Source organism: Candidatus Chlorobium masyuteum, from assembly GCF_011601315.1.
In the GTDB taxonomy this organism is placed as follows: domain Bacteria; phylum Bacteroidota; class Chlorobiia; order Chlorobiales; family Chlorobiaceae; genus Chlorobium; species Chlorobium masyuteum.
On the sequence record NZ_JAAORA010000011.1, the window covers coordinates 18,671 to 31,865 of the forward strand.

General features: G+C 45.7%; 12 protein-coding genes. 7 read left to right on the forward strand and 5 right to left on the reverse strand.

The genetic code is table 11. The annotated features are described in order from the left end of the window. Positions 1–9 precede the first annotated feature (9 nt). The 3 genes from aspS to G9409_RS11760 all read left to right on the forward strand — a co-directional run bounded on the left by aspS (position 10) and on the right by G9409_RS11760 (position 2,658). On the forward strand, positions 10–1,833 hold the full coding sequence (aspS, locus tag G9409_RS11750) for an aspartate--tRNA ligase (protein WP_166808941.1): 1,824 nt from the start codon (positions 10–12) through the stop codon (positions 1,831–1,833). 199 nt (positions 1,834–2,032) lie between these two features. Beyond that, positions 2,033–2,266, forward strand: coding sequence for a type II toxin-antitoxin system Phd/YefM family antitoxin (locus G9409_RS11755; protein WP_166808942.1), 234 nt, complete (start codon positions 2,033–2,035; stop codon positions 2,264–2,266). Further along, the gene (locus G9409_RS11760; protein ID WP_166808943.1) at positions 2,245–2,658 is read left to right on the forward strand and encodes a type II toxin-antitoxin system VapC family toxin; all 414 of its coding nucleotides are present in this window, start codon (positions 2,245–2,247) and stop codon (positions 2,656–2,658) included. Before G9409_RS11755 ends, G9409_RS11760 begins: the two co-directional genes overlap by 22 nt. Before the next feature lie 320 nt (positions 2,659–2,978). On the opposite strand, the gene G9409_RS11765 is transcribed toward G9409_RS11760, so the two are convergent. Continuing rightward, complete coding sequence (locus G9409_RS11765) at positions 2,979–3,269, reverse strand: addiction module antidote protein (RefSeq protein ID WP_166808944.1); 291 nt, start codon at positions 3,267–3,269, stop codon at positions 2,979–2,981. Further along, positions 3,241–3,576 (reverse strand): type II toxin-antitoxin system RelE/ParE family toxin, encoded by a 336-nt coding sequence (locus G9409_RS11770; protein WP_166808945.1) that lies wholly within the window; start codon positions 3,574–3,576, stop codon positions 3,241–3,243. Before G9409_RS11770 ends, G9409_RS11765 begins: the two co-directional genes overlap by 29 nt. A 536-nt stretch (positions 3,577–4,112) precedes the next feature. On the opposite strand from G9409_RS11770, the gene G9409_RS11775 reads away from it, so the two are divergent. Beyond that, on the forward strand, positions 4,113–4,295 hold the full coding sequence (locus tag G9409_RS11775; protein WP_235923359.1) for a CopG family antitoxin: 183 nt from the start codon (positions 4,113–4,115) through the stop codon (positions 4,293–4,295). Positions 4,296–4,355: 60 nt separating this feature from the next. On the opposite strand, the gene G9409_RS11780 is transcribed toward G9409_RS11775, so the two are convergent. Beyond that, on the reverse strand, positions 4,356–5,765 hold the full coding sequence (locus tag G9409_RS11780) for a B12-binding domain-containing radical SAM protein (protein ID WP_166808946.1): 1,410 nt from the start codon (positions 5,763–5,765) through the stop codon (positions 4,356–4,358). 230 nt (positions 5,766–5,995) lie between these two features. On the opposite strand from G9409_RS11780, the gene G9409_RS11785 reads away from it, so the two are divergent. After that, positions 5,996–6,145 (forward strand): hypothetical protein, encoded by a 150-nt coding sequence (locus tag G9409_RS11785; RefSeq protein WP_166808947.1) that lies wholly within the window; start codon positions 5,996–5,998, stop codon positions 6,143–6,145. A gap of 201 nt (positions 6,146–6,346) precedes the next feature. On the opposite strand, the gene G9409_RS11790 is transcribed toward G9409_RS11785, so the two are convergent. Together G9409_RS11790 and G9409_RS11795 are read right to left on the reverse strand one after the other, a co-directional pair. Continuing rightward, the gene (locus G9409_RS11790; RefSeq protein WP_166808948.1) at positions 6,347–8,662 is read right to left on the reverse strand and encodes an amidohydrolase family protein; all 2,316 of its coding nucleotides are present in this window, start codon (positions 8,660–8,662) and stop codon (positions 6,347–6,349) included. Then, complete coding sequence (locus G9409_RS11795) at positions 8,659–11,238, reverse strand: hypothetical protein (RefSeq protein ID WP_166808949.1); 2,580 nt, start codon at positions 11,236–11,238, stop codon at positions 8,659–8,661. The genes G9409_RS11790 and G9409_RS11795 overlap by 4 nt, the downstream gene beginning before the upstream one ends. A 1,102-nt stretch (positions 11,239–12,340) precedes the next feature. On the opposite strand from G9409_RS11795, the gene G9409_RS11800 reads away from it, so the two are divergent. Together G9409_RS11800 and G9409_RS11805 are read left to right on the forward strand one after the other, a co-directional pair. Then, complete coding sequence (locus G9409_RS11800; protein WP_235923352.1) at positions 12,341–12,478, forward strand: reverse transcriptase N-terminal domain-containing protein; 138 nt, start codon at positions 12,341–12,343, stop codon at positions 12,476–12,478. A 54-nt stretch (positions 12,479–12,532) separates the two neighbouring features. After that, complete coding sequence (locus G9409_RS11805; protein ID WP_166808950.1) at positions 12,533–12,856, forward strand: hypothetical protein; 324 nt, start codon at positions 12,533–12,535, stop codon at positions 12,854–12,856. The last annotated feature ends 339 nt before the right edge of the window (positions 12,857–13,195 follow it).

Sequence of the window (13,195 nt, forward strand, 5' to 3'; positions counted from 1 at the left end):
AGCATCACTATGAGTAAAGCTGCAGGCCGAACAACGCATGCTCTTCAGAACCGGTTTCGCTCCGAATATTGCGGTTTGTTGAACCCGGAGCTTGAGCACAGCACGGTAAGACTCGGCGGATGGGTTCACAGAAAACGCGATCACGGCGGACTTATCTTTATCGATCTGCGTGATCATACCGGAATCAGCCAGCTTGTTATCCAGCCGGAGCAGCAGGATCTCTTTGAAGCTGCCGGTCAGCTCCATTCAGAGTCGGTTATCTGTATTGAGGGTGAGGTGGTTCTCCGGAGTCCCTCCACGATCAATCCAAAGCTTGCATCGGGTGAGATCGAAGTGGTTGTCAGCAGGATTTCGGTTGAGAGCAATGCCCAGCCTCTTCCTTTTCCTGTGGCCGATGAGGTGCAGACCTCAGAAGAGCTGCGCCTTAAATACCGGTTTATCGATCTTCGCCGTGAGAAGATCCACGAGAATATTATTTTCCGCAGCCGTCTTACCGCTGCGATCCGCCGTTATCTTGAGGAGAGAGAGTTTATCGAGATACAGACTCCGATTCTTACCTCAAGCTCGCCGGAAGGGGCCAGGGACTTTCTGGTTCCGAGCCGCCTCCATCCCGGTAAATTCTATGCACTGCCGCAGGCTCCCCAGCAGTTCAAGCAGCTTCTGATGGTTTCGGGCTTTCCCCGCTATTTTCAGATAGCGCCCTGCTTCAGGGATGAGGATGCCCGTGCCGACCGCAGTCCCGGAGAGTTCTATCAGCTTGATATGGAGATGGCCTTCATTGAGCAGGATGATCTCTTTGCGATTCTTGAGGGGATGGTTGAGCATCTGACCCGTACCATGTCGGAGAAACGCATTACCGAGTTTCCTTTCCCCCGCATCAGCTACAAGGATGTCATGAACCGCTTCGGAACGGACAAGCCCGATTTGAGAATTCCGATTGAAATCAGTGATGTCACCTCACTCTTTGTGAACTCCTCATTCAAGGTCTTTGCAAGCAACACTGTACCCGGCACCTGCGTCAAGGCGCTTCTGCTCAAGGGACGCGGCACCGAGTCAAGACTCTTTTACGACAAGGCCGAAAAGCGGGCCCGCGAGCTCGGTTCGGGCGGCTTGGCCTATATCCAGTTCCGCGAAGAGGGGCCGAAAGGCCCGGTTGTGAAGTTTCTCAGTGAAGATGATCTTGCAACCCTGAAATCGCATCTCGGGGTTGAAACCGGCGATGTGGTCTTTTTCGGAGCAGGGAAGTGGGAGCAGACCTGCCGGATCATGGGCGGCATGAGAACCTACTTCGGCGATCTCTTTACGCTTGACAAGGATGAGCTCTCCTTCTGCTGGATTGTGGACTTTCCGATGTTCGAGTATAATGAGGAGGCCAAAAAGATCGACTTCTCCCATAACCCCTTCTCCATGCCGCAGGGAGAGATGGAGGCGCTTGAGTCGAAGTCACCGCTCGACATTCTTGCCTACCAGTACGATATCGTCTGCAACGGCATCGAGCTCTCAAGCGGCGCAATCCGTAACCACCGCCCTGACATCATGCACAAGGCCTTCGAGATTGCCGGGTACAGCAGGGAAGAGGTTGATCTCCGTTTCGGCCACATGATCGAAGCCTTCAAGCTCGGCGCTCCTCCCCACGGTGGCATTGCTCCCGGTCTCGACCGCCTGGTGATGATTCTGCGCGACGAGCAGAACATCCGAGAGGTTATCGCCTTCCCGATGAACCAGTCGGCCCAGGATCTCATGATGTCCTCCCCGTCGGAGGTTACCCCCCAGCAGTTGAAAGAGTTGCACCTGCGGGTTGAACTGCCGAAAAAGGATGAGACGAAGAAATAAATGAATGCAAAAGAGGCTGACGGTGTCAGCCTCTTTTGGTTATGATATTTCGGTTCAGTTCCTCATTCGTTCCTGCCGTTCCATCCGGTTTATTTCCAACCGGGCGCCTGTTTCACCACCATCTGTTCGCATAACCATTTGAAAATTACCATTCGTTTTGTACAATAGTGTTGTACGTTAATATATAAATGGAAATATAATGGCGACCATTGCGGTGAGTGAGTTGCGTTCCAACCTGAAAAAAGTAATGCAACGCGTTGAACATGGTGAAACAGTTGAGGTTACCTCAATGGGCAAAGTAGTTGCCCATATTGTTCCTCCTGTAGACACGCAAAAGATTGCACGCATGAAACTGAAGGAAATTTCCGGAACGGCGGTTCTGCACGATGTTCTTTCACCGGTTGATGAACAATGGGAGGCAGGGAAGGAGTGATCACCGTTGATACGCACATCATTCTATGGGATGCCCTTCAGCCGGAATTGCTGAGCAATAAGGCAAAATCTGCCTTGCAAAAGGCAAATGATTCAGATGGGATACTTTTCTGCTCAATTTCCTTGTGGGAAATTGCTATGCTCATGAAGAAAAAGAGAGTTGAAATCGATTTATCGTACGTTGAGTTGATTGATTTGCTCAAAGCAGCAAATAACTATGTGTTCCAGGAAATCACTCCGGAAATTGCGCAGCTCTCTGCAACCCTTCCCGCATCAATCAACAGTGATCCCGCAGACAGAATCATCAGCGCATCTTCTCTTGTGACACAAACTCCGCTGGTGACCGCAGATCGTAACCTCCGGGCCGCCTCGATGCTTCATACCATCTGGTGAATGCAGAAAAGCGCTGTCAAATCAGCAGACAATCAGAATTTCAGCTTTTCTTACATGGTTTCGGAGGCAGCCCCTTAAAGCAGTAATACTTGGATGGAGAAAAAATGATTCATAAACTCATCCAAGGAGCCAAAACGCCTTGTACCTAAAAACGGAGGAGAGCGATGAATATTGCGGAGATAAGGAATATGAGTACCTCGGAACGATTACAGCTTATGCAGTAATTCCGGGAGAGTTTCCATTATGAGAATGATGAGGTCGAACCGCCTCTGTGGCATGGAAACATTCTTCAGGAAAGAAAAGAGATGATTGTTTCTTGCTCATGAAACCTCCTTGAATGTCATCTCCACACCAACCGCCTTGAGGACAGCTTTTACGGTTTCATAGCGAGGGTGTGCTCCCGGACGCAATGCCTTGTACAAGCTTTCACGACCAAGACCTGTTTTTTTTGCTATCTCGGTCATTCCCTTTGCTCGTGCAACATCTCCCAGTGCCGCAAGGAACACCTCCGGATTCGGATCTTCTGCTGTTGCCTTGAGGTATTCGACAATCATTTCATCGTTGTCGAGATAGTTGACCGGGTCAAAATTCCGGATTGTCACAGTGTTCATAGTTTCCTTTCTTGATTTCACGTGCAAGTTCTTTCGCTCGAATAATGTCTTGTTGTTGTGTTCCCTTATTTCCCCCTACGAGAAGAATATAGACCATCGAACCGTACTGAATGAAATAAATTCGGTATCCTGATCTGCCATGAATGCGCATTTCCGAAACACCCTCTCCGACAGGCTTGCAATCACCGAAATTCCCCTTTACAGCACTTTTGATTCGCGCAACAATTTTCGCGCGAGCCTGCACGTTTTTTAAGGCCTTCAGCCAGCGTTCAAAACCGGCAGTGGCTTTTATGATGATTTCGCTCATAATGTATCCGGAAAGATACTGCATGAATGGCTACTCTTGCAACTCATTTCTTTTCGGGAGATATGGTATCACCATCAAAGTTGTGGAGAGCCTCTTGTCAGGATTGATGAAAGCGGATCGGCTGACACGCATAAAGGCATTCAATCTGATCTCTCGTTGTGGGGTATAAAATATGTAATATAGCGAGTGTGCAGCACATTGTTATTTGTAGCGGTGTCAAATCCGGCAAGAGTTGAGAAATTGTGATGGTACGAACTTCCTTGCTTCCCCTTTTCTGGATTACCAGTTTTTGATGATACTGACAAGCAGGGGAGTTCGATGAGTTTGTGTTTATATTTGCACGTGCAAAAAGATATACATGCTTTGTGGAGTAAGACGGATGAAATTTGATGGATTCGACTGGGATGGTGAAACGGTTCTGATAAGACCGATCAGTGCGCGGTATATGCACACAAAGGAGATAACAGCTCATGAAATAGAAATTCCCTGATTTCAAAACTGACGACGAAGCCGAAGCTTTCGTAGATACTGCTGACCTGAGTGTGTATGATTTTTCGGGCATGGTTCCGATGCGCTTTGAATTGAAACGCAAGGACACGTCAATCAGTCTCCGTCTGCCTGAAGAGTTGCTGAACGAGGTGCGCATCAATGCAAAGCGAGTTGGCATTCCGTATCAGCGCTTCATACGGTTGGCAATTGAAATGGCAGAAGAGGGATAGCTCTCCTTGCTGTCCCTCTTCTGCCATTTAGGTCCTTCTCAACCAGCAGTCACCAACCCCTCAATAGTAGTACTCGGTCGAGAGCTTTTTGGTGAAGCGGTGCATCATGTAGTTGACAAACCAGACCCAGTTGAGCGGCTTGCCTTTCATGCGCTGCATGATGGAGCGGCCTTTGTAGACCTCTTTCTGAAGCTTGACAAAGTTGGAGAGAAGCTTTTCGCCCGACATTTTGCTTGGCTCGAACATGTAGTGGTAGGTGTCGTACTTGTCCCAGTCGAAGTGGCGAATGCGGGGCTTCATCTCGTCGAAATAGGGGGTGCCGGGGAAGGGGGTCACCAGCGAAAAGACCGGGAACTCGATCCGGTTCTTCATGATGAAGTCGTAGGTGAGCTGGAAGCTCTCTTCGGTATCGTTGTCAAAGCCGAACATGAAGTAGCCTTGGATGGCAATGCCGTTCTTGTGCAAATTGCTCACCACGGTCTCATAGTTGCCCAGGCGGTTGGAACCCTTATGGACGCTTTTCAGGGTTTCCGGGTTGAGCGACTCAAAGCCGATGCTCAACAGATCGCAGCCTGAACGGCCCGCAAGTTCAGCGACTTCCGGTTTGTCGAGGAAGTTCATCGAGATGTTGGCGTTCCAGTGTACGCCGAGCTTTGCCATCTCTTCAAGCAGCGTCATGAAGTACTGCGGGCGGAAGCTGATGTTATCATCCATGAAGGAGAAGTTGATCTTCTCCTTGTTGAGTCTCTTTTGGTGATAGCGCATCTCGTCAAGCACCAGATCAAGCTCGCGGTAGCGGTAGTTCTTGCCGTATATGGTCGGTGTGGTACAGAAGTTGCATCCTACCGGGCACCCCTTTGTTGCCAAAATGGGAATCAGGGAGCTGTATTTTTTTGCCGAAGGTGAAGAGAGGGCGTAACTGAAATCAGGGTGGATCATGCTGCTCATCGGCTTGAGCTCTTTTGCCCGGTAGATAGGCTTCATTTTACCGGTAAGCACATCGGTGGCCAGTTCCGTCCAGATCGACTCTATTTCGCCGTAAACCACGCTGGTGCAGTGCGAGGCGGCTTCGTCATGCAGCATGGTGGGATGAACCCCTCCAAGGATTACAATCTTGCCCTGACGCAGTGCAGCGTCACCGATCTTGTATGCCTTTGTTGCATTCAGGGTGCGTGAGGTGATGGCAACAACATCGAATCCAGAAAGGTCTTCGGGGATCTTGTTACCGAGCCGTTCATCAATAAAAGTGACGTCAAAAAGCTTTCCGACAAGGGAGGCAACCATGATCAGGTTTAAAGGCATGCTCACCGATCCTGAATCCACCATCATGCTGGTGTTGCTTATCGGCTGGACAAGAAGCCACTTTTTGCGTGATTTCTGCTGTGCGGCAAGCTGATGAAGAACTTCCTCTGATATATCTGAGGCGGATTGAAGCGGAGAGACGACAGTTTCTGATTGTATGGTCTGCATACCCTGTAATCTGCAAAAGGTGTGGAAAAAACTTTTACTACGAAAGGTACAAGGTATGAAAACTTTTCAATAAAATTGACCGGTGCCCCTAAAAAAACATCAGCAGGGCCGCTCTATTTCATGGTTATGAGTGGTTTGGATATTACGGGGTGCAGTAGAGAGCCACCCGGTCTGTCGATACCTTTCTGGTGATCCGGAACTGGCACTGCGAAAATCCCGATCAGGAGGAGATGAAGGACGTTCGATATGCTCCGCCACCCGACCAAAAGGTATCCAGCATGCTTACCCAGTGGACCGAAAAAATCCACCACCTGCAGGGCGAACTCAACAGCATGAATAACGAACGCCTTATCGCCATCAAAAAAAAGCTATCAGAGTAGCCTTACACATTCAACGGCGCTTTGCGCATAGAATAGCTATAAGTTGTTTTCTTGAAGTGGCTTGTTTTACATAATCAATATTATACAACACATGCATCCACGAGGAGGAATAAAGATCCCCGCCGCAAGTAGCGGGGTATTTTGAAGATAACTCTATCATACTTTACGCCTCAAGAGGCGGGGAATATGACCCATAGAGATTTACGAATAAGCCCAGTGTGCGCTAAAAGAATACACCTTGCTATTTCTGACCAAATCGGCAATCACCTTATTTGCATTATCTTTACCAACTTTGAATTCGACCTCTCGCTGAATGTGTGCATACTCATTTCGCAAGTTGGTCATAAAAATACCCGTGTCATCACTTCCAGGAATAACGATAGGCTTCGGATCGTTAGGATGGGTCAAACCAAACCAACGCAACATGTGGTGCTCATCATAGCTTTTGTAGTGACTGATACGAACATTGCTTGATGGCGGCATCTCGATAGCAATGTCTTTTTTGTTCAAGAACTTTATCATCCAGCATTGCATCAACCGAATTTCATCAGGCACAACAATCTCATCGGAAGCAATCTGTATAAGTTTATTGCTTTCCCGTATGTTATCGCCTGAATGATACTGGCTGTATACAACTTGCGCTTTTGAACTGGCTGCACTAAATTTTTCACGTTCTTGTTGCGCAAATCCGTCGAAAACGCCAGGATCTCGCCATTTCAAAGCCACAAACGGATCATATTTGCGAATCATCCAAGCTTCGATCAAAGTTTGAATCGCTAGATGTTCGCCAGTCTGGTATATTTCTGTGAAGTATTTGAAAATTGGTTGCTCCAGCTTACGGCAGATGTGCGACAATTCTGCGTTTTCGGAGCAAATATGGTACGTATAGATGAGATTGTCCAGCCATTCTCCCTGCTTGATATGCATACGTCGACCGATTCTCTTTTTCCACAAATCCGGTTCAATTCCCAATGCGATAGCATGCCCGATACGATTGCCCGGCTTCATCTCCAGAAACTCGACAGTTTCATACACTGCTCGAAGTCCGGATAGTAGATGAACAAAATCTTCTCCTGCATGGTAGGTAAAGTTTTCATACCCCATGAATGCCAGTTTGCGGAATACAGGGGCAAACACCTCCGGTGATGCGTGCAATTCATTAGCAGCCGCATCAAAACCAACGATATGCTTTCGGGCAAAACCAGCCGCATTACTTGCATTACGACGCATAGCATCAAGCAGAACCTCAGCATTGTGTATATTTTCCAATCTGAGTTCCAAGTCCCTGAACGTTACGATCTTTTCGGACTTGCGCTTATCTCGTTTTTTTATAAAATGCGGTACAAGCTTCAGGTCAAAAGTCTGCACGCCCACTGATTCATAACCTTTTTTGAGTTCCTCCATGAACTTCTCCAGCTTCGCTCGGGAGTCTTTTGGTGCAAATCGCCCTTCGAGTATACCGAGATAGTTACCATGCATACCCTGAAGCTGTTGAAAACGGGCTTTGTACTTCTTCTCGCTATGTTCCCGGAGTTCATTGAGCGTGATCTTCTGAAACTGATCGAATCCTACCTGTCGCTTCTGCTGTACGACCAGCTTCTGAAAGAACGAGCAAATCAGAACATAGTAATGCAATTGAGCCGCAAAACGAGCATCATGATCATTGTCCAGATAAGAAAAGGCGCGAAGCAGGAATAACGCTTCATACTGAATCGAATTCTGCAATATATCAGGAACCACAATCTTCATCGGATGGACTCGGGAAGCGTAATGCAACGGGTTTTCCAGCATCAATTCACGTGTAGCAAACTCTGCGAGACCATGCCGACCCACAATCACGCCTACCAAACAATCCCTAAGCTTAGAGGCGATCTGCAACAGTCGGTACAAATCCTGCTGCTCAAACCGGCCAAGTTGCAGATACTGTTCTTCAACTTCACTCTTCCGGAAAGAGTCACGAAGATGCCGATAGAATCGTACCGGTTGCCGCAATGCGTCCTGCCAGACGATATCCGGTTCAGTTGTTCCGTTAAGGTGCATGTGGCATTCTATAAGATCCTGATTCCGGCACACATCTTCGAGATGGGATTCATAAACCGAAGGTAGGCAAGTGTGCTTCAGATGTGTACGGATAAGCTCAACAGTATCAAGTAGCGCATCGTTTTTTGCGGCAAGATGAATTTTTCTGGCTATCACCAATAGAGGAGAAACACACAGAATCACTCCCTGCCACTCATTAAACCGATCGGTCTGCACATAGAGTTGACGACCTCGAAAGTAAAGCATATCTGCCAAAGCCTCGATAGAACCCGTCAGATAGTCACCAAGACAATGTTTACCCTCAAAAAAAGCAAGTCGCTCATTGTTCAAGTAATAGTCTGGCTTGTAGGGCTCCTGCGCATAGAGTTCAGCAAAATGAAGCCTCTTGAGCTTCTCAAAATCAGACATTCCATTTTCGTAGTAGTACTCAAGTATCTTATGCGAATCGAGAAAGGTTGTTGCAATCAGGATGCTCATAGCTTGGGCTTTCCCAAATTAAAAAGATTCATCAAGAAAGAATTATCACTTGGTATATTGTAATAACCCAAAACTCTCAATTTCTTGCGTAACGTACTGAGTGAATAAGACCGCCATTTTTCAATCGACTCTAATGCATTAACCTGATGCATTAGGCTTAGTTCCCTAAAGTCTTTCGTTATATCTTTGTTGGGTTTTACATTATTTTTTAAATGCGATCTGTTTCTCTTTTCAAACCTATCACCAGCTATGACTGTTATGTCTTTTAAGTCTTCCAATGAATCAATTAATTTTCTGCTCAGAGCAGGGCAATTAAAAAGATAGTCAAATAGCGTATACTCATTACACGCCTCATACGCTTCTATTTTTTTGTAGAAATAATCCGGATCAGTTGAAGGGTTTTTTATATCAGGACTTTTACCTTTTTTCTCCTCACAACAAATATAAACCGCATTAAGCAATGCTGCGATATAAAGATCAAGCATCTCAGCATAGTTTTTAGTGTTATTTTTTATCTCGCTATCAATTCCGTTAAGAGTATAAGACAGACGAATCCAAATATTTGCCAAATCAGCGGCCGATAGTTTTTGATTAATCTTAAGAGCCTTATCGACCCAGTTAATTATTTCATCAATTAAATCAGAATCGATATCATATTTATTTTTATTATCCTTCTCATCAGTGCCTTCTCCCGCTGGTGCACCGCCGGTATTACCTTGGTAGCTATGAAAATCGCGAATGAGATTTGAGTTTTCCAGTACCTTTTTCCACTCGTCTTTGCTCACTCCGTTGTGCTCAATATTATTTGGATCAACCACCAATAATGAAATATCCGCCAATATCCCGAGTAGATTAAAAAGTGATAAATAAGTATAACGTCCGGCCGTCGGGTAAAAAACACGACTCATAAAAAGAGCCAAGTTTTTTCCATTTCTTATGTCTTTAAGATTAATGTCTGAAAGAAAAATATTACCAAAAAACATTCCTTTTTTACCTACATTAAAAGTTGTCAATAACCGCCTAGAAATATGCGCATTTGATATATCACTATCCAGACCTATATGATCAACTAACCATAGAGTTCTTTCATTATAACCAATAGCACCAAAGCGATCAAGTGCATAGCCAACCTTGATGAGATAGGAGAGATAGTGCTGCGGTGTCAGTTGAGCATTGATCTCTGCATTGAGGAACAGCATGGTTATGTTCTTGTCATCTTCACGATATTCCGGCAGCAGCTTCATGTGTGAATCGCGGTTGATCTCTTTTCTCAACATATACACAGCAAGCCGATTGAGTAGGTTGTGCTCTTTTGTTGTATAAAGCAGATCGAACGACTCCAGATTCTTTTTCAGTGTGGTGAAAAAGATCTGCCGCAACACCTCAACAAAGGCATAGAGGTCAGGCTTATTCAGATAATTCTGATTTGAGCGAATTATGTTACAATCACGCCCGCCTCTCAGTACCTGCACCACCGACCTGATAGACTGAGCAAGCAGAGTCTGTTCGTAAAGTTTTGAATATCGGGACTGATTCTTTGTAAGAAAAGTTGTCTCTACAAGATCACGTACAATATCGCTCAACGGTTGCTCATCCTCCTCCTTACATTGTACCTTCAACTCATCTTTCAACTCAAGAATGCTTTTGAGCTTGATGCGGTTTTCCGGCTTCAGGAGTTTAGTCAGATACTGCTCTTCAAGATGCTCGATCTGAGACCGATAAAACTCCTTGATTTCGGTGCCTTCTTTTTCATACTTGTTAAGCGTCCCCCTTGGGTCCATCTTTTCCCACTGGAGTTGCCGAACGATGGTTGCATAAAGATCGATATCACCCAGCATAACAATAATCAAATGCTTAGACGTTAAGTATTTGCGCAACGTCTCAAGAATAGCCTTACCTTCTTTTAACGAGGTATCGATATCGTCCAGCACCAGAAAAAACACTTTTTTCCCAAGCAAACGCAAACTCACTTCAAGAAATGTGTGAAAGCGTTCCTCCAGTTTCCAACCATGCTTTGAGTTGTCTAATCCCCTTTCAAGGATCAGTTCAGGGGAATCCCAAAGTTCGTTTTTAAGCTGATCACTACCCACACCGTCAAGCACGCTCAAACCACCAGCAAGTTTATTTAGCGCATCTATCCATGGCTGATAGCACGTCTCACTGACACTTTTTCCATTTTTCCGATAATTAGCAACCTTCTCTTTGATCCGGACAATGATGTTAAGAAAGATGTTCTCTTTTGTCTCGATCATGGTTGGATCGATGATACATAGATTGCAGACATCGTTAAGCCAGTCCGAGTTTTGATCGATAACACTCAGAATAAACGAGGTCTTGCCCATGCCACGCTTACCATTTATCAGAATCGTGTTATGTACTCGTGAAATTTCTGTGCAAGTCTGAAGAGACTTACAATCCTGATTGTTTATTAACGCTTCGGGCTTATTTGGCTCAATGAATCCTTTTATTAGCTCTTCAAACTTACCCTTTGCTTCATGCTGGATAAAATACTGGTCCTTAAAAGCTTGTGTCTCGGTATCTGAGAGATGGATTATAGGATAAGACTGCTTGGCCATTTGTTATTCCCTTTTGAAATTTAAGTTTTGTAGAGTGAATGGAACTTGTCCCAATTAGTTCTCTTCGGAAATTGCTCTGCACTTGGATTGATTGATAGTCTGCCTAACATCGGGAAGAAAACAAAACAACAGTATTAAAGAGCATATCCGACAGTCCCTCTTGACCACCTTTCCAAAATATTGTCTGTTTACGAAACGAGAGAAATAGGGCGCTAAGTCGTGTTAATAAGCATCAAAAGCATTAATCCCTTAGTTGGATAGAGAGAGAAAAGCTCAGCATCACCGCTCTGATACACCCTTTTTACCAAGGGAGAAGTCGTGGTTGTAACACTTTATCCTATGAAACATATATACAAGCGTATACAGCATTATGTTTTTGTAAATAATATAGCTAATCGCATATATATTTCAGCACTTATGCGCATAAAAGCACACCAATAAACCAATTAGCCGTAGCGAGCATGTCGGGATCACAGAAATCTTTGCAATTTCAGTTTTAGTGCTGATAATGTAGTGCGACGTGAGGTCGCGTAGTTGAAATGTCCGGTAAAACGGACCCGTTCAGTCAACGGAGCCCACCGACACATGCGAGATAAGCAATTGCCTCGTGTGAAGCTGTCGGAAAAGTACCCGCAGGAAACTGTAGGCTGACCCGTAAGGAAACGCTGAATCTGCCAGCAACAGGCGGAGAGGGGCGAGGGCTGGAGTGACATGGTCAACACAAGTGAACTGTCAATAAACATCGTCACAGAAACAAGCCAAAGTTGCTGACAGGCTTGCACCAAAAGGTAAGTGGGTAGGTAATCTCCGTTACATTTGGAATTACACTGACAACAACTCCCACAGGTGGAAAGAAAGGGCCTAAATCACTCATTTGTTCACTACGCAGAACAAGTTAAGCCCGTATTCTGGCCCGGAACAATGGGCAGTCGAACCACAAGGAACGATGGAGTGCGGGTAAAGGAACAAGGAAAAAGCGAATGCCATCCTGTAATGGGGAGGATAGGGGTTGCAACATTACCTCACGTGAAAACGGGCAGACTTCCTTATGGTCTCTCTTCACAAAAGAACCTGTAGAACTTTACTAACGGAAGGAATGCAAATGAATGCAGGAACAGTGGCATGTGCACCATCCGGTTTGGGCTGGCAAACCATCAATTGGGTAAATGCCCGGCATCAAGTAAGAAAGCTGCAAGCGCGTATTGTGAAGGCTACACAGGAAGGCAAACGGGTAAGGTAAATGCCTTGCAGCGGTTGCTGACCCACTCGTTCAGTGTCGTTGCGTAAACAGTAGTTGAAGGAGCGGGGTGATGAACGGATTCTGGGGAGTGGCGAGTTTGTGCAATCGTTGCTTGCAGAGGCTGAAGAGTATATTGATAATCAGCTTCCAGCACGTGAGCGGTTGGAAAAGGTGCGGCATGAGATTGTTGAGGCAAAACAAGATGGCGGCTCCACCATTGTATTTTTTCGATCAGAAAGCCGAAGTGAAATATTGCCTGCATTGAGAAAGAGTCTCGCAGTAAAGTTTACCAGTGAGTATGGACTGTCAATGGCCGAGACTGCCGGGCAGTTGGGCGTAACGACAAACGCAGTGAACTATATGATACGAAAAGGGTGATGTGTTGATGGTTTTTATTATCGCTCTTCAACAACGTTATATAGTGCTTGAACTCAGATGGGCACGATTCATAATATCCTGTTGTAATTATAAAGGGAGTCAATTGAGTTGTAACCCTTTGAAAAGGAGGATGTTATGCAATCAGAATCTGAAAGACTGGCGGCTTATCGGCAATTGCGAACCGAGATTCGGGGTTCGAACAAACATCTGATCGTTATATAGTGCTTGAACTCAGATGGGCACGATTCATAATATCCTGTTGTAATTATAAAGGGAGTCAATTGAGTTGTAACCCTTTGAAAAGGAGGATGTTATGCAATCAGAATCTGAAAGACTGGC

Coding starts and splice junctions, on each gene's coding strand:
- aspS (WP_166808941.1), top strand. CDS start 10: ATGAGTAAAGCTGCAGGCCGAACAACGCATGCTCTTCAGAACCGGTTT.
- G9409_RS11755 (WP_166808942.1), top strand. CDS start 2,033: ATGGCGACCATTGCGGTGAGTGAGTTGCGTTCCAACCTGAAAAAAGTA.
- G9409_RS11760 (WP_166808943.1), top strand. CDS start 2,245: ATGGGAGGCAGGGAAGGAGTGATCACCGTTGATACGCACATCATTCTA.
- G9409_RS11765 (WP_166808944.1), bottom strand. CDS start 3,269: ATGAACACTGTGACAATCCGGAATTTTGACCCGGTCAACTATCTCGAC.
- G9409_RS11770 (WP_166808945.1), bottom strand. CDS start 3,576: ATGAGCGAAATCATCATAAAAGCCACTGCCGGTTTTGAACGCTGGCTG.
- G9409_RS11780 (WP_166808946.1), bottom strand. CDS start 5,765: ATGCAGACCATACAATCAGAAACTGTCGTCTCTCCGCTTCAATCCGCC.
- G9409_RS11785 (WP_166808947.1), top strand. CDS start 5,996: ATGAAGGACGTTCGATATGCTCCGCCACCCGACCAAAAGGTATCCAGC.
- G9409_RS11790 (WP_166808948.1), bottom strand. CDS start 8,662: ATGAGCATCCTGATTGCAACAACCTTTCTCGATTCGCATAAGATACTT.
- G9409_RS11795 (WP_166808949.1), bottom strand. CDS start 11,238: ATGGCCAAGCAGTCTTATCCTATAATCCATCTCTCAGATACCGAGACA.
- G9409_RS11800 (WP_235923352.1), top strand. CDS start 12,341: ATGAATGCAGGAACAGTGGCATGTGCACCATCCGGTTTGGGCTGGCAA.